At 52.4% G+C, this 15,825-nt stretch carries 15 protein-coding genes; 6 read left to right on the top strand and 9 right to left on the bottom strand.

The window, feature by feature from the left end; all coding sequences use genetic code 11:
- Nucleotides 1–22: 22 nt before the first annotated feature.
- Nucleotides 23–484 carry a 30S ribosome-binding factor RbfA gene (gene rbfA, locus FHS90_RS02865; RefSeq protein ID WP_066832804.1) on the bottom strand — a complete coding sequence of 154 codons (462 nt, stop codon included), beginning with the start codon at nucleotides 482–484 and terminating at the stop codon, nucleotides 23–25.
- 85 nt (nucleotides 485–569) lie between these two features.
- Here rbfA and FHS90_RS02860 point away from each other — a divergent pair, with 85 nt between their 5' ends.
- A complete protein-coding gene (locus FHS90_RS02860) occupies nucleotides 570–1,979 on the top strand; it encodes a hypothetical protein (RefSeq protein WP_182511644.1) in 1,410 nt (469 codons plus the stop codon).
- 1,402 nt (nucleotides 1,980–3,381) lie between these two features.
- Here the strand turns inward: FHS90_RS02860 and rpiB are convergent.
- From rpiB to FHS90_RS02820, 8 genes are all read right to left on the bottom strand, one after another.
- Complete coding sequence (gene rpiB / locus FHS90_RS02855; RefSeq protein WP_066832798.1) at nucleotides 3,382–3,813, bottom strand: ribose 5-phosphate isomerase B; 432 nt, start codon at nucleotides 3,811–3,813, stop codon at nucleotides 3,382–3,384.
- A gap of 15 nt (nucleotides 3,814–3,828) precedes the next feature.
- Nucleotides 3,829–4,683, bottom strand: coding sequence for a twin-arginine translocase subunit TatC (gene tatC / locus FHS90_RS02850; protein ID WP_066832795.1), 855 nt, complete (start codon nucleotides 4,681–4,683; stop codon nucleotides 3,829–3,831).
- Nucleotides 4,684–4,698: 15 nt separating this feature from the next.
- The gene (gene glyA, locus FHS90_RS02845; RefSeq protein WP_220482970.1) at nucleotides 4,699–5,973 is read right to left on the bottom strand and encodes a serine hydroxymethyltransferase; all 1,275 of its coding nucleotides are present in this window, start codon (nucleotides 5,971–5,973) and stop codon (nucleotides 4,699–4,701) included.
- 154 nt (nucleotides 5,974–6,127) lie between these two features.
- Complete coding sequence (locus tag FHS90_RS02840; RefSeq protein ID WP_182511642.1) at nucleotides 6,128–8,248, bottom strand: choice-of-anchor D domain-containing protein; 2,121 nt, start codon at nucleotides 8,246–8,248, stop codon at nucleotides 6,128–6,130.
- A gap of 549 nt (nucleotides 8,249–8,797) precedes the next feature.
- Nucleotides 8,798–9,493: a metallophosphoesterase family protein gene (locus FHS90_RS02835; protein ID WP_182511640.1), complete on the bottom strand. Its 696-nt coding sequence runs from the start codon at nucleotides 9,491–9,493 to the stop codon at nucleotides 8,798–8,800.
- A 411-nt stretch (nucleotides 9,494–9,904) separates the two neighbouring features.
- Entirely contained in the window at nucleotides 9,905–10,147 is a 243-nt protein-coding gene (locus FHS90_RS02830) for a hypothetical protein (RefSeq protein WP_066832785.1), read from the bottom strand.
- A gap of 56 nt (nucleotides 10,148–10,203) precedes the next feature.
- Nucleotides 10,204–10,491: a hypothetical protein gene (locus FHS90_RS02825; protein ID WP_066832782.1), complete on the bottom strand. Its 288-nt coding sequence runs from the start codon at nucleotides 10,489–10,491 to the stop codon at nucleotides 10,204–10,206.
- Between the two features lie 65 nt (nucleotides 10,492–10,556).
- The gene (locus tag FHS90_RS02820; protein WP_066832779.1) at nucleotides 10,557–11,417 is read right to left on the bottom strand and encodes an SDR family oxidoreductase; all 861 of its coding nucleotides are present in this window, start codon (nucleotides 11,415–11,417) and stop codon (nucleotides 10,557–10,559) included.
- A gap of 199 nt (nucleotides 11,418–11,616) precedes the next feature.
- Here FHS90_RS02820 and FHS90_RS02815 point away from each other — a divergent pair, with 199 nt between their 5' ends.
- The 5 genes from FHS90_RS02815 (at nucleotide 11,617) to FHS90_RS02795 (ending at nucleotide 15,771) form a co-directional block, all read left to right on the top strand.
- Complete coding sequence (locus FHS90_RS02815; RefSeq protein ID WP_182511638.1) at nucleotides 11,617–11,868, top strand: 4a-hydroxytetrahydrobiopterin dehydratase; 252 nt, start codon at nucleotides 11,617–11,619, stop codon at nucleotides 11,866–11,868.
- Between the two features lie 217 nt (nucleotides 11,869–12,085).
- Nucleotides 12,086–12,775: a 16S rRNA (cytidine(1402)-2'-O)-methyltransferase gene (rsmI, locus tag FHS90_RS02810; RefSeq protein ID WP_182511636.1), complete on the top strand. Its 690-nt coding sequence runs from the start codon at nucleotides 12,086–12,088 to the stop codon at nucleotides 12,773–12,775.
- Between the two features lie 19 nt (nucleotides 12,776–12,794).
- The gene (lnt, locus tag FHS90_RS02805; protein WP_182511634.1) at nucleotides 12,795–14,384 is read left to right on the top strand and encodes an apolipoprotein N-acyltransferase; all 1,590 of its coding nucleotides are present in this window, start codon (nucleotides 12,795–12,797) and stop codon (nucleotides 14,382–14,384) included.
- Nucleotides 14,385–14,473: 89 nt separating this feature from the next.
- Nucleotides 14,474–15,274: an inositol monophosphatase family protein gene (locus FHS90_RS02800; RefSeq protein WP_182511632.1), complete on the top strand. Its 801-nt coding sequence runs from the start codon at nucleotides 14,474–14,476 to the stop codon at nucleotides 15,272–15,274.
- 17 nt (nucleotides 15,275–15,291) lie between these two features.
- A complete protein-coding gene (locus FHS90_RS02795) occupies nucleotides 15,292–15,771 on the top strand; it encodes a hypothetical protein (RefSeq protein WP_182511630.1) in 480 nt (159 codons plus the stop codon).
- Nucleotides 15,772–15,825: the final 54 nt, after the last annotated feature.

Here is a 15,825-nt window from a genome sequence, read left to right as displayed (position 1 = left end):
GTAGCTGTGGGTGGGGCTGCGGTTATCGGTCACTCAGATCGTCTTCGTCTTCATCTTCCAGGCCTTCCTCGTCATAAAGGTCCTCCTCGTCTTCCTCAGACCTGAACGGGTTGGAGGGGTCTTCTTTTGACTCAGCGGGGATGTCCAGCTCAGAGATGATCTTATCCATCTTGGCGGCATACTCGGCGGTGTCATCCAGATAGAAGATAAGCTCCGGGATCACGCGCACCTGGTTTTTGATGCGCTTGGCCAGTTCATGCCTGATGGTCTTGGAGTTCACCCTGATCTCATTGAGCAGGTCCCGGCCATTGGGGTTGAGCAGCAGGCTCAGGTGTACCTTGGCCACACCCAGGTCAGGTGAAACTTTTACATCTGTGATGGATATATAGGCCCCTTGAAACAAGTGGGAGACGTTGCGCTGAAAGATTTCAGCCAGCTCCTTCTGAATCAGCCGGGCGAATTTTTGTTGTCGTTTACTCTCCATGGTTCAGCAAATATCGCATTAATTTCACATTTTTACCCCACAAACCGCCGCCCACTTTGCAAGGGTGGCTCAGCCGCATGTACGATTGATACGATTCTTCCGCAGTTTGTTCCCGTCTAGGTGGGTGGTGTTGGTGCTGCTGTTTCTCCTGATCCGGCTTCCGTTACTCTTTTTTGGGGTGCCTGCCACGCTTTCTGAGCTGCACCACATGCTCTTGGGGGAGCGCCTGCACGAGGGTTTTGTCCTGTACCGCGATGTGTATGACGCCACCGCCCCGCTTTCAGCAGCGGTGTACTGGCTCCTGGACTCGCTCTTTGGGAAATCTTACCTGGCGCATAGGCTGCTGGCCACGGCGGTGCTGGGCTACCAGGCCTTTCTGCTGAACCATATTTTCAACAGAAACCAGGTGCACCCCTACAAGAGCTTTGTGCCGGCGCTGCTGTACCTGGTGTTTGGCAGTGTCTTTTTTGAGCTGGACGTGCTCTCACAGCTGCTGCTGGGGCAGACGTTCATCATTCTGGCGGTTTCTAACCTGACGGCTATCTCCAAAGAGGCCACCAATGCGGGGCGCCTGTTCAGGGCAGGTTTCATGCTGGGGCTGGCGGCGCTGTTTTACCTGCCGCTCATCTGGTTTCTGGTGCTGGGTTTCTTTGCCATCATCTATTTCGCCTCTAACGCGTTCCGGAGCATTCTCCTGATGCTGACCGGGTTCATGTTTCCGTTTAGTGTGGTGTTCACCCTTTTTCTGTACCAAGATGCCACCCTGCCGTTTCTGGAGCAGGGGCTGGCGTGGTCATGGCAGTTTAAATTTACGTTTGTGTTGCCGTTCTGGCAGGTGGTGAAGATTGCGGCTATCCCGTTAACGGTGCTGCTGCTCTCTTTCTTAAGCCTGCCGCTGGTAAACCTGGGGCTGAACTACCAGGCGCGTTTTCTCCAGTTCATGCTCATCTGGGTGATTGTCTGCGGCCTGGTGCTGATAAGCGGACATGACGGCTCTGCCAAGGGCCTGGTGCTGCTCCTGCCTTTGCTGGGGTATTTTGGGGTGTTCCTCTTCTCCTGGCAGGGCAAGAAGGTCTGGCTCGCTGAAATCCTTTTTCTGGTCTTGCTGGCAGGGGTGGTGGTGATGCGGTACAATCCGCTGGGGTTGGTGTACGCGCCGCTGGGCATTGAGCCGCAGCGGGTGCAGGTGCAGGATAGCCCCCTCTACCAGCAGGTCAGAAACGAGCGTCTTCTGGTGCTGGGGCCTGACCTGAACTACTACCAGCACAACCACCTGGGTTCACCGTATCTGCGGTGGGATCTGGCGCAGCCGTATCTGGGCCGTCTGCACTACTATGATGCCCTGTTCACTGTCTACCAGGACCTGCGGAAGAACCCGCCCACCTATATTGTAGACCAGCAGGGGCTTATGCCGGAGCTGCAGTACAAAATTCCCGCTCTCTTTCAGCGGTATGAACGGGTGGGGAATGGGGTGTTTTACCGCCTGGTGCAATAGCTGTTTTGGAGCTGTTTTCCTGAAAACAGCTCCAAAACAGGTCAAGTTGTTTTTGAGTGGTGGGAAAGGTTGTTGCTATGGAAGTCTGCAGTTGTCCCTTTGGCGGAGCGGCCTGTTTCTGCAGTGGGTAGCTTGCTATTTTCCTGGTGGTGCGGGTTAACGCAGGGTCTCCCTCTTTTCATTGTTGCAGTGGCGTAGTCTGCTGTTCCCCTGGCTGGACAGTGGGATGAGTGCCTCATAGGCTGTGTTCCATTGCTGCTGCAGTTGAAATGCGTAGTCCGCTATTCCCTTGGCTTTGGTGGTTGACGCGGTGCCTCACTCACTGTGTTGTTTCATCTTTTCCGGTAAGCGCTCACGGCCGCGGGGCCCCGTCCTGGCGGTGAGCACTGCTGTTAAAACTACGCCTTTGGCGTTGCCTTCGGCACCGTATTAACAGAGGCGCTCACCCCCAGGACTGGTTTGGGTTCCTCTCCTGATCAACTTCTCTAGCTCTATCTGCCTCTGCATGTAACCGTTGCTGTCCCGCTAGCCTGGGGCGAGCCCGTGCTGCGCACATCAGCCAGGGGCAGAAGTGCTAATTAACAGAGGTGCCACTGGCAGAAGTGTTGGTTGTTCATTGCTGCTTGTTTACTTATTGCTGTTTGCCTGCCGCTTTCTCTGGTTCAAGTTTCCAACTTGGACCTATAATGGCGGAAGCTTTCAGCTTCCATGAGGCGGCAGCCTCACATGACCTCTGCCCTCTATAGCTCCCTCTTCTGCCCCTCTATGGCGCGGAAGTTACTTCCGTGCCTTCTAACGCCAGCTGATACTCCCGCGCTGGCGCGAACCTCCAGACTCGTGCCTACAGCTGACGGGCGGCCTTCCCCGCGGCGCGGCAGCGAGAGCAGGCATTGCTGCTTCATTCGTACTGAATTGCCTAAGGAAAAAATGAAAGGACTCAGAACTCAAGACTCATAACTCAGAACTCACTCTGATGCTCCCCCTTTGAAGGGGGCGAAGGGGGATGTTGACACAGGAGAGCACGCATTGCAGATCATTGTTCGTGTAATTTACTAACACTACGGCTCTTCCAGAGTTGCCCCCCTCGTTGCTTCACCTGTGATCTGTAAGAGCCGCAGATGGTAACTCCCGGGAAGCCGAGCATTCAACCGCCCCCTCCCTCCCCTGAGCTGACGGGCTCAATACCATTAACCGCAGTACTGCCTGCACCAACTGGTTTTCTGACTCCTGTTGCTGTTCGTGTCACTGCTACTTGCTGGTGCTTACCCCATGCGGTCCATTTAGGGCTGCATTGTGAATCCTGCTTTACAAAAAAAAGCCCTCTCTGGTTCTTAAACCTGAGAGGGCTTGGGGCTGTTTTGGGCCTGTTTTCAGAAAAACAGGTCAGAAACAGAAAAGTGGACTATGCGCAGGCAATCTTGTTGACGCGGTTCTGGTGGCGGCCTCCTTCAAACGGGGTGCTCAGAAAGGCAAGCGCCATTTCTTTGGCTGCCTCGTCGGTGACAAAGCGGGCGGGAATGCAGAGAACGTTGGCGTTATTGTGGGAACGGGCCAGCTGGGCCAGTTCTTTGTTCCAGCAGAGAGCGGCTCTCACGCCGGCGTGTTTGTTGGCGGTCATGGCTACGCCGTTGCCGCTTCCGCAGATCAGGATGCCCAGTTCGTACTCCTGGTTTTCCACGGCTGTGGAAAGGGGGTGTACAAAGTCTGGGTAGTCTACTGAAGCCTCAGAGAACGGCCCGAAATCTTTCAGTTCGTGCCCCTGGGCCTCCAGTGCCTGCTTGAGAACTTCTTTGTACTGGTATCCGGCGTGGTCGCCGCCTAAGGCAATTTTCATAGCGGTGGTAATAGGTTAAGAAGTCGCTTGTTCATTTAAACGGGCCACGTCACGGCGCCGAACCATCCAGGAGATGTGAATGCTCACCTCATAGAGCAGCAGCAGCGGGATGCCCATCAACGTCATGCTCAGTACGTCTGGCGGCGAGAGAATGGCGGCTACCAGGGCAATTACTACAATGGCATGTTTGCGGTACAGCTTCATGAGCTCTGGGCTCACCAGCCCCACCCGTGACAGGAAGAACACAATCATGGGCAGCTCAAACATGATGCCGCATGACAGCACCAGTGTCACCAGCGTGGTCACATAAGAAGACAGGTCAAACTCGTTGGCAATGCTGGGGTCTACCTGGTAAGACGCCAGAAAGTTGATAGAGAGCGGCGAGACAATGAAGTACCCAAACAGTGAGCCTATCAAGAACAGGAATGACACAAAAAACACGGCACCTCTGGAGTTTTTCTGCTCGTTTGGGTACAGCCCCGGTTTGATAAACCGCCAGATTTCCCAGAAAAGGTAAGGGAAACCCACCAGTAACCCAATCACAAAGGAGCTGGTCAGGTGCATGGTGAACTGCGAGGCCAGCTCCCGGCTTTGCAGCGTGAAGTCCAGCTCATTGATACAGAGGCCCGGTGAGTTCAGCGCGGCGCCTATCTCACAGAGTTTGCGGTACGTAAAGAAGTCTGTGCGTGACGGGCCCAGAATAATTTCATGGAAGACAATCTCCGGGTAGCTGAATGCCAGGCCCGTCACCACCACAATGGCAATGGCTGAACGAATCAAGTGCCACCTGAGAACCTCCAGGTGGTCTAAAAAGGTCATCTCATGCTCTTCCCCGCTGTGTGCTGCCACCTCTTGAGAACGTTGTGCCATTTAGTTGAGTAATGCTTAGTAGCTGAACAACGGGAACTGTTCCATCCAGTTGTTGATTTCGTTTCTGGTCTGGGTGATGACGGTGTCATTGTCATGGTTCATGAGCACGCGGTCAATGTAGTCTACAATGCGGTCCATGTCCTGCTCCTTCAGCCCCCGGGTAGTTACGGCGGCAGAGCCAATCCGGATTCCGGAGGTTACAAATGGCGACTTGTCATCAAACGGCACCATGTTCTTGTTGATGGTGATGTCTGCTTTGATCAAGGTGTTCTCTGCCAGTTTGCCCGTGAGGTCTTTTGACCGCAGGTCAATCAGCATCAGGTGGTTGGCCGTTCCGCCCGAAATCAGTTTATAGCCTCTGTCTACAAAGCCTTTGGCCAGCATCTGGGCGTTTTTCTGCACCTGTTGCGTGTATTCTTTGTAAGAAGGGGACAAGGCTTCAAAGAACGCCACGGCCTTGGCGGCAATCACGTGCTCCAGCGGCCCGCCCTGCGTACCCGGGAACACACCGCCGTCCAGCAGAGAAGACATCATTCTCACTTCGCCTTTTGGCGTTTTCAGCCCGAACGGGTTTTCAAAGTCTTTGCGCATCATGATCATTCCGCCGCGCGGGCCCCGCAGGGTTTTGTGGGTGGTAGTGGTCACAATGTGGCAGTGCTCAAACGGATCATTCAACAGACCGGTGGCAATCAAGCCGGCTGGGTGGGAGATGTCGGCCAACAGCAGTGCGCCAACGGCATCAGCGGCTTCGCGCAGGGCTTTGTAGTCCCAATCACGGGAGTAGGCAGAGGCGCCGCAGATGATCAATTTGGGTTTTTCACGCCCGGCTACCTCTCTGATCTTGTTGAAATCAATCTCACCCGTCTCTGGTTCCACTCCGTAAAACACCGGCTGGTACAGTTTGCCGGAGAAGTTCACGGGGGAGCCGTGGGTCAGGTGACCGCCGTGCGACAGGTCAAAGCCTAAAATTTTATCACCTGGGTTCAGCACCGCCAGCATTACCGCTGCGTTGGCCTGTGCCCCGGAGTGCGGCTGCACGTTCACCCATTCTACCTTGAACAGTTCTTTGGCGCGGTCAATAGCCAGTTGCTCTGCCTGGTCAACCACCTCGCAGCCGCCGTAGTAGCGCTTGCCGGGTAGACCCTCAGCATATTTATTGGTTAACACGCTGCCCATGGCCTGCATTACCTGCTCAGAAACAAAGTTCTCAGAGGCTATGAGTTCTAAGCCATGCAGCTGGCGCTGGTGCTCTTTCTGGATAAGGTCAAAGATTTGGGAATCGCGTTGCATGCGTTTGATTTTAGTGGGTGCCCAAAAGTACAGCCAATGCAGCAAATTACCAATGATTTGTAAAGGCAGCTTGCCTCTGTGGGTACAGAAATACCTGCGGGCATAAAAAAAAGCCCTGGTGTTCCAGGGCTCCTTTACGGGGGATGGGCAAATCTTATTCTTTGATTAACCGGTGGTTTGTTTTATGCCCGTTTAGCTCTACCGTGACAAAATATAGACCGGGGGCTATGTTCGCATCAATGGGTAGCTCTATTTTGTTCGTGCGGCTTCTGACCTGGATATTCTTCTTTATCAGTTTTTGACCCGTAAAATTTGAAAGGGAGAATGAGATAAGATCATTTTCTTCTGCGTCAAGTTCTACTGTAAGGGTTTTTGTGAAGGGGTTGGGGTACACCTTGGCAGCGTTGGCTTTCACCAGGCCTTTCGCCTCTACTGCAATGACCTTGCTGTACTCACTTCCGCCGTCTATATCAACCTGCTTTAGTCTGTAATAGGTGACTGCCCCCTTTGCGGGAGCCATATCTAGATAAGAATAGTCTGTAAGCACGGCGCTGGTGGTGACTTTGCTGCTGATACGAGCCAACGTGCTGAAATTGCCTTGCCGTAAATCAGTGGTTGACTGCACCTCAAAATAGTCATTGTTCAACTCAGTGGCCGTCTGCCAGATGAGGGCTGTGCCGTTGGCAGAAGAGGTGGCCTCAAATTTGACTAGTTCTACGGGCAGGGTGTTCTCAACAAAGAAGGGGAAAGAGGTGCTGCCCCCTCCTGCCGTGAATGCCACAATCTCTCCCTCGCCCTCTGTGGCCCCTAAGGGGACTTCTGTGGTGAAACCGTTACTGGTGGGGGTGATAAAAGCATTTTTCCCGTTAATGGTGACTGAAGCTATGTTCCCCGCAATGCCCACCCCTTCTACCGTTACCGGGGTGCCAATGGGGCCTCCGTTAGGATTGGCAGCAGTGATGCTGGACACTGTAAAATCAGAGGGGGATTCTGCCAGGCCCAGAATATCATTGATGTACACTTTGCCTGTGACGGCCCCAGGGGGTACTACGCCTCTTACTTCTGTAGGACTAATAAATTCTATACTGTTTGAGAAGATCTGATTCCCGTTTGCGTCTAGAAAATACATGCCGAAGTAGGACGTGAAATTCTCTCCAGTTAGAGTGAGGGTGGTTCCTATACCGCCAGCCTGGTAATCAAAGGATGTAACCACGGGTGGGGCATTGTTCCAAATGATGAATTCTTCCGGGCTGGTGGCTACGGCCCCTCTGCTAGGGAAAACGGTTACTCTGCCTGTAGTAGCGCCCTCTGGCACTATGGCCACCACCTCTGTTTCAGACACAGAGACAATCTCTGCCTCTACCCCGTTGAAAGCAACAGTGGTTACTTGGCCAAGATCAGTTCCAAAAATGGAGATAGATTCTCCTGCAAAGCCGTCTGGATAGTAAAGTTCTGTAATAGGTGAGATGGCAGTCCCTGTCAGGTTAAGTACATAAGAGGGTTCATCTGCATCATTATTGGCAATGGTGATCACTGCCTCTTTGGTGGGAACGGTTGCCGAAGTGGGGGTAAAGGCAACCGTAAAAGTTGTCTCCCCGTTGCCGGGAACAGAAGCGGCGGGTTGAGAAATAATTCTGTACTGATCTGCAGCGCCTCCACTCAGGGTAATAGAAGTGATGGCAAGCGGCCCAGAGCCGGTATTCTTGATTTTGAACACCGCCTGTACAGTTGTGAAAATATTGGGACTGCCAAAGCTGTATGGCGTTGTGGTGATTATTCCCCCGTAAACGGTGCCGTTTTGTTCTACGCTGATTTCAGGGTTAGGCGTAGTGATACTGACGGCATCAAGATTGACAATGGTGGAACCTGCTTTTAATTCATACAGAAACTTAACATGCCTTGTGGTGGGGGCAAGGGAGCTGCTGAAAGCCTTGGCAGATGTAGTCAGCTCGTTCCCGGTGAATTCCTCAACAGAAGTGTAGTTTTTGCCGTCTGCTGATTGGAGCACGTTGAATATCCCTGTAGACAAGCCCGCGCTAGCCCTTAAATTATAGTTCAGTTGGCCTGCAGCCCTGTCAAAATGTATGACTAAACTGTCTCCGGTGGTGTCAAAAGACGCTGAATTGCCCGCATTGTCACCATAGTTAGAGAGGTTGTCTCTGCCCAGTCCTTTTTGTACCCAGCCTGTAGGCAAACCGCTCTGCCAGGGGCCGCCATGCGCAGTAGGGAGGCTGGCAACCTGGGCATAAAGGTCAAAAGCCAGAAAAAAACTCACTGCTAAAAGAAATAGAATCTTACGATCTCCCCTATCGGCCCTCAACTTTGCGTAGCGTAAAAACTGTTTCATGAAGATTTTATTGAAAAATATAAAAAGCCTGCAAAAATTTAAATTTAGGTGGTAAGGGGCAATACTAATTTATAGGTAAATACCTGTAGTAATTACCTTAGTTGTAATATGACATATTAGTTATAATTAATATAACTGGGAGGCATTACGTAAGGGTAATTAATTTAGTTTTATGATTTTCGAATAAAAAATAGAGCTAATTCCTTCTAAATCATTAAGCAACTGAAAGACAAGTAAATAAAAGTTGAATTTAGTAGTGTTTTCCTACATGAAAAAGTAGTTGATCCGAAAGGAATGAAGAAAAGATTGATTTTGCAAGGAGATATTTATATTCAATTTATTGAATGTTTTTGAAGGGATAACTGGAGGAGAAAGAAAATTATTGATTTAAAAAAATAGAAATTTCTTCAATTAAAGTCTATACATTGAATATAGGTAAAACTATATTTTAGGTAATCCATTGGAGGTGACGGAGATCTATTTAACTTTAATAAAGTATGGCGTGTCTTGGTTGGGCAGCCAGTAGAGTTGCCAAGTGTCTAAGTTAAAGCCGCAGAGCTGCCCAAACTCCTCATTTTTGTAGTACACGCACCCGGCGTCTAAATTAATGGCTGCCTTTTTTTTCTTCACTGCTTTCTCAATGGTGGCTTTAGGCACTGGGAGGTGCCCGTGTACCAGCGTTCTGCCGCTCAGTTTCTGCGCCGAAGGCTGCATGCGCTTGATGTTCATGAGCGTGTAGTTCTCTGTGGCCAAGAGGTTGGGCAATGAGAAATCCAGCCCCGCGTGCACCAGTACATAGTCTTCCAGCACCACCAACACCGGTAGGTTCCGCACAAAGCTGAGGTACTGAGCCGGTATCTGACTGAACTGGCCCACCCCAAAGTTCTCCAGCGTTTTCTGCTTGTCTTCGGGTGTGAGCCAGACGGCCTGCTCGCCTTGGTCTACCGCGTCTAGCAGCAGCTGGTCATGGTTGCCGCGCAGGCAGGTGAGTTGGTAGCCCTGCCGCTGCAGCGAAAAGATGTAGTCCAGCACCCCCTGGCTGTCCGGACCTTTGTTGATGTAATCGCCCAGCAGGTACAGGTGGTCGTTCGGCTGCAGCCGAAGGATTTCTTCTACCATCATCTGAAAGGTCTTGAGGCAGCCGTGGATGTCTGTGAGGGCGTAGCGGGCCATGGGGTGATTTCTGGTTTTTGAAATTAAGAGATTGGAAGCTGTAGAGATACTTTCTGTTTCCGGGCTGTTTTTGTCAAAACAGCCCGGAAAAGTGAGGCTTAGGCCTTCTGCTTCTTTCCAAGTCCTTGGGCGGGAATAACAGTGTTGTCATTCTGGAAGAATCTTGGTGGCGAACGGTAATAGCCTTTCCTTCACCGCTACTGCCGTTTGTCGCCAAGATCTTTCCAGGATGACAGGAGCAGATAAGGGGCTATTCCTTTATAGCAAACTCTTTCCTTAAAAGAAAGGAAAAAACCTCATGCGTTACCCGTTCCTGTTTCTGGCCTGTTTTTCTGAAAACAGGTCAGAAACAGACACAAAAAAGCACCTTCTTGTAGGGAAGAAGGTGCTTTTTTGTGAAGACTTTGTTTATCAAGACCCGCCGTAGCTGGGCTTGTCAATGTCTTGCTTGTCTGTGTTGCGGTTTGGGTGCGTACGGGCTTCTGGCACCGGACGCTCCTGGTCATCTAAGTGCTTGGCCACAAGATCCTCGGCCCGTTGGATTTCATCTGGATCGCCGGGGCTTTTCACGCCGGCTTTGCTGATGCCGCGGTTAGATGGGGCGCCTTTGTTTTCTGAGCCTTGGTGGCTGCTGTTATCGCTCTTATAGGGCATGGTGTCCTCCTTTTCTGGTTTGGTTCAACATTAAACAATCGGCCTTAGGGCCTGGATCACGTACCGCGGCCTTCGTCCTCGGTACGCATGTTGTCTTTCGGATGCTCAGTCGCGTCAGCATCTTCGTTCACTGATACGCCGGTTGGGCCGTCTGAGGAGTCAGTGCCGTAGCCAGACTTGCCGTCGCGGTTCCCGAAGCCGCCGCGCTGGGCCTCATTCTTAGGGGCGTCTGCGCCCGGAATGATGTGGCCGGCCATCATGTCTTCCATGTTGCTCGCCGTATCGTCAATCACGCGCACGGGGCGGTCATGCCCGTTGGGGTGGTTTTTATCTTCAGTTGCCATAGGCGCTTGTGTTTAGGTGAATTGGTCTTACCGTTTACTGGTTTCCACGTGGAAAGGTTGAGGCCCTAGCCGCCAATCTGCTCGCCGCCGTTCACGTGAATGGTCTGCCCCGTAATGTAAGAGGCGTCTTCACAGGCTAGGAACACATAAGCCGGCGCCACCTCAGACGGCTGACCCAACCGGCCCATGGGCTGGTCTTTGCCAAAGTCACCTACTTCTTCCAGCGTGGCGGGAATCAAGGGCGTCCAGATGGGGCCTGGCGCCACGGCATTCACCCTGATTCCCTTCTCCGCCAGATTCGCCGATAATGAGCGGGTAAACGCAGTAATGGCGCCTTTGGTGGCCGAGTAGTCCATTAAATGGCTGGAACCGCGGTACGAGGTAATGGAGGTGGTGTTGACAATGCAGTCGCCTTTCTGCAGATGGTCCAGTGCCGCCTGCGCCACGTAAAAATACGCGAAGATGTTGGTCTTGAACGTCTTCTCCAGCTGCTCAGAGGTGATTTCGCGCAGATCATTTTTCTCGTGCTGCTCGGCGGCGTTGTTCACCAGAATGTTGAGCCCGCCCAGTTCAGCCACGGCTTTCTTCACCGCCTCCACGCAGAATTTCTCCTCGCGCAGGTCACCGGAGATGAGCACGCATTGGCGGCCCTCCTTCTCTACCATCTCCTTGGTTTCCTGGGCGTCTTTGTCTTCATTAAGGTAGACAATGGCCACGTCTGCGCCCTCCCGGGCGAAATGCACCGCCACCGCCCGGCCAATGCCGCTGTCGCCGCCGGTGATGAGGGCTTTCTTGCCTTTGAGTTTGTCGCTGCCCTTGTAGCCGTCTCTGATCACAATGGGCTCTGGGGTCATCTTGTGCTCGTCGCCGGGCTGGTGCTTCTGGTGCTGGTCTGGCACTTCCTTGGGTTTCTGTTCTTCTGCCATCTCTGTAGTTGTTAGTTGGTTGTTCTTAGTAGTTCATGTATTCCTAAAAGGGGAAGCACAAACAGATACTGACTTTTGCCTTCCGCCCCTGGTCGATGGAATAAAAGAATACGAGCCCCATTCAGGAAGTGCTGCGTTTTTGGCCTACTTTTCTGAAAACAGGCCAAAAACAGTAGTTGCCGTAACCCTTTACAGAACCATGTGGATAGAACAAGAAAACGCCCTCACCCAGAGCTTCATCTTCAAAGACTTCCAGCAGGCCTTCGCATTCATGACAGCGGTAGCCGCCGCAGCCGAGGAACTGAACCATCACCCGTGGTGGAGCAACGTCTACAACCGCGTAGAAATCAAACTCACTACCCATGACGCCGGCAACGTGGTCACCCAAAAAGACTGGGAACTGGCAAAACGCATTGATGAAGTGGCGGAGAAATACATTAACAATGATTGAGTAACCGTCTCCTTTGCCATCTTGGAAAGATCTTGTGTGCGTACTAGAAAAGCAGGGAAGAGACGCAACTACCGTTCGCAACCAAGATCCTTTCAGGAGGACAAAAGAATAGGGAATGCGTTTTTGGCCTGTTTTTCTGAAAACAGCCCCAAAACGCATTGCCACTCAGAACTCCAGACTCAGAACTCTGAACTCAAAAATGTAGTATCTTTGACCTATGGCCGAACCTGTAGAAGAGACCGTACTGTATTTAGTGCCCACGCCCATTGGCAACCTGGAAGACATCACCCTGCGCGCCATCAGAATTCTGAAGGAGGTAGACGTGGTGCTGGCCGAGGATACCCGTACCAGTGGCAAACTGCTCCACCATTTGGGCATTGAGAAGCGCATGCACAGCCACCACCTGCACAACGAGCACAAGGCCGTGGCGCACCTGGTGGAGCGCCTCAAAAAAGGCGAAAAGATGGCCATGGTCTCAGACGCGGGCACGCCCGGCATCTCTGACCCCGGTTTCTTGCTGGTGCGCGAATGCGTGAAAGAAGGCATCAAGATTGAATGCTTGCCTGGCCCCACCGCCTTTGTGCCCGCGCTGGTCAAATCTGGCTTTAGCACAGACCGGTTCACGTTTGAGGGCTTTCTACCCGTAAAAAAAGGCCGACAAACGCGTCTGCAGAGCCTGGCGCAGGAAGAACGCACCATGATTTTCTATGAGTCGCCGCACCGGGTGCTCAAGACGCTGGAGCAGTTTAAGGAGTATTTCGGAGCGGAGCGCCAGGCCTCAGTGAGCCGCGAGATCAGCAAGTTGTTTGAAGAGACGCTCAACGGCACCCTGGAAGAGCTGGTGCAGACGTTTACCACTAAACCTATCAAAGGAGAATTTGTCATTGTTGTTCAAGGAAGCAAATAATCGTTTTTACCTCCCCCTTATGGCGCTGCTGAGCGCCTTTTTGCTGTGGTTGGGCTGGCCGGTGAAACCGCTGGCTATAGTTTTATTCATTGGTTGGGTGCCGTTCCTGTACCTGGAACAGGCTATTTCGGCTAAAGCCGAACCAAAGCGTGGGCGCACTTTTTTCAAGTACACGTACCTGCTGCTGCTGCTCTGGAACATCTTCACCACGTACTGGGTGAGTTATTCTACGCTGGGCGGCGGCATTGCGGCGGTGGTGTTCAACGCGCTGTTCATGTCTGTGCCCATGATGGCTTTTTTCTGGACCAAGCGGGCGGCGGGCAACACCCTGGGTTACCTGAGCCTGCCCGTGTACTGGATTGCCTTTGAGCAGTTTCACCTCAACTGGGACCTGAGCTGGCCGTGGCTCACGCTGGGCAACGGTTTTGCCGCCCTGCCCAGCTGGGTGCAGTGGTATGAGTACACCGGTTTTCTGGGCGGCTCGCTCTGGGTCTGGGTGGTGAACCTGCTGGTCTTTTTCGCCCTGCAGGCGAAGGCAAAATCTGCGGTGACCAGATGGTTGGCTCCGGCGCTGGCGTTTTTGCTGCCGCTGGCGCTTTCGTTCTTCATTTACAGCCGCTACCAAGAGAAAGGCGCTGCCGCCGAAGTGGTGGTGGTGCAGCCCAACGTAGACCCGTACAAAGAGAAGTTTGAAGGCGGCGAAGGCTATATCCCGTTTGAACAGCAGTTTGCGCGTCTGCTCCAGTTGTCTGAGCAGCAGATCACGCCCAATACCAAATTCGTGCTCTGGCCCGAGACCTCTATCAGCAACGGACTGAACTGGGAAAAAGGCTTTGAAAACACCTCTGTCAGCTACGCGCTGCGTGATTTTCTGGGCCGGCATCCGGGGCTGGAGCTGGTGGGCGGCATCACCACCGGTGACCTTTACCCAGACTCCACCCAGCGCAGCGGCACGGCCCGTTTCCATCCGCAGGTGGGGTATTTTGATGTCTATAACACGGCCATGCATTTCAAGCCGGGCGGGCAGCATGAGTTTTACCATAAATCAAAGCTGGTGCCGGGCGTAGAGAGAACCCCGTACCCCGGCTTCTTCAAGTTCCTGAAAGCATTCGCCATTGATCTGGGCGGCATAGCCGGAAACTTTGGCGTGCAGGAGGAGCGGTCTGTGTTCACCCATTCTCAGGACACGGTATGGTCTGGCGCGCCGGTGGTGTGCTATGAGTCTATTTACGGGGAATACGTGAGTGAATACATCCGGAACGGGGCCAACGCCATCTTCATCATCACCAATGACGCCTGGTGGAGCGACAGCCCCGGTTACAAACAGCACCTGAGCTACGCTTCGCTCAGGGCCATTGAAACCAGAAGAGACGTGGCGCGGTCGGCCAATACGGGTATCTCCGGCTTCATAAACCAGAAGGGCGAAATTGGGCAGCGCTCCGGCTGGTGGGAACAGGCCGCCCTGCGCGGGCAGGTCCGGTTCAACAACGAGCTGACCTTCTACACCCGCCACGGCGAATTCATTGGCCACGGCACCCAGTGGCTGGCCATGGGTTTAGTGGTTTTGGCCGTTGTGCTGGGTTTCACCCGCCGCAGAAGAACGGTGTAGCAATTAATTGATATTTTCTGTTTTCGGCCTGTTTTCCCTAAAACAGGCCGAAAACGTATAGTAACAGACGTACCACTTTTTTAGACACCATGACAGACTTATCCGCGCTCCGCGACCAGGTAGTTACCCTCACCAAAGCAGTAGGCCGCTTCATCAGCACCGAAGCCCAGAACTTTGACCGCTCCAAAATGGAGGAGAAAGGCCTGAACAACCTGGTATCCTACGTAGACAAAGAGGCCGAAAAGCAGCTGGTGGCAGGGCTGGAGCAACTGCTCCCGGCGGCGGGGTTCATCACCGAGGAGGAGACCAAAAACGAACGCGGCGAGGAATACAACTGGATCATTGACCCACTGGATGGCACCACCAACTTCATTCACGGGCTACCGGTGTACTCAGTGAGCATTGCGCTCATGCGGCAGGAGGAGCTGGTGCTGGGCGTGGTCTATGACATTACCCGTGATGAGTGCTACCACGCCATTAAAGGCGGCGGCGCCTACTGCAATGACCAGCGCATTTACGTGTCAAAAGCCGCCACGCTGGCCGATGGCCTTATTGCCACGGGCTTCCCGTACTACAGCTTTGATTTGATGCAGAAGTACCTGCAGGTCATGGGCTCGTTCATGCAAAACTGCCACGGCGTGCGTAGATTGGGTTCTGCCGCGCTGGACCTGGCCTACGTGGCCTGCGGCCGCTTTGAGGGCTACTTTGAATTCAACATTAACTCCTATGATGTGGCGGGCGGCGCTATTCTGGTGCAGGAAGCTGGCGGCCAGGTCACCGATTTCAGGGGCGGCCAGAACTACGTCTTCGGGCGTGAGATCTGCGTGAGCAACAGCCCCGCGGTACAGGAGGAAATGCTGAAGTTGATTGAGCCATTCTGGAAGGAGTAGAGCTGGGGCAGACTTTTATGAACCAAAAAAAGCTTGAGGAACGCTGCCTAATTCTGGAAGAGTTAATAATCTCTACAGCGAAAATCTACAACAGTGAATCAACCAGTCTTGAACAGAAAGCACTTTTAGAAACAATCATTGGTGCAGCTATTTGGTACTTACCTAGTGGACAAGAATTATGGACTGGTAAAATGTCTGTAAAAGCTCTAGAGCATATTAAAGAAGGAAAGCCAAAGAGTCAGTTAACAAAAGAGCATAAGTACCCAAGAAAGCAGGCAGGAAAGCAACTTTTGACAATAAAGTATAAAGAGTTTCAGTCTGGAGAATCAAAACTAGTTGACTTATATTTAAATGAGTATGGGAAGTATAACTACGTTCTGAAATCAGAAAACAGACAATTGGTAACGTTTCAGAAGGATTCGAACTTTATAGATGATGAGACTGCTTACAAAGCTGCTAATATTATTTTATTAGATGCAGCATCCAAAGAGTCTTAAATTGGCTTCCTGTTTCCGGGCTGTTTTAAGAAAAACAGCCCGGAAACAGGAAAC

Source organism: Rufibacter ruber, assembly GCF_014138425.1.
GTDB classification, from domain to species: Bacteria; Bacteroidota; Bacteroidia; order Cytophagales; family Hymenobacteraceae; genus Nibribacter; species Nibribacter ruber_C.
The sequence above is the reverse complement of the archived record's forward strand: the minus strand, read 5'-3'. Positions and strand labels throughout refer to the sequence as shown.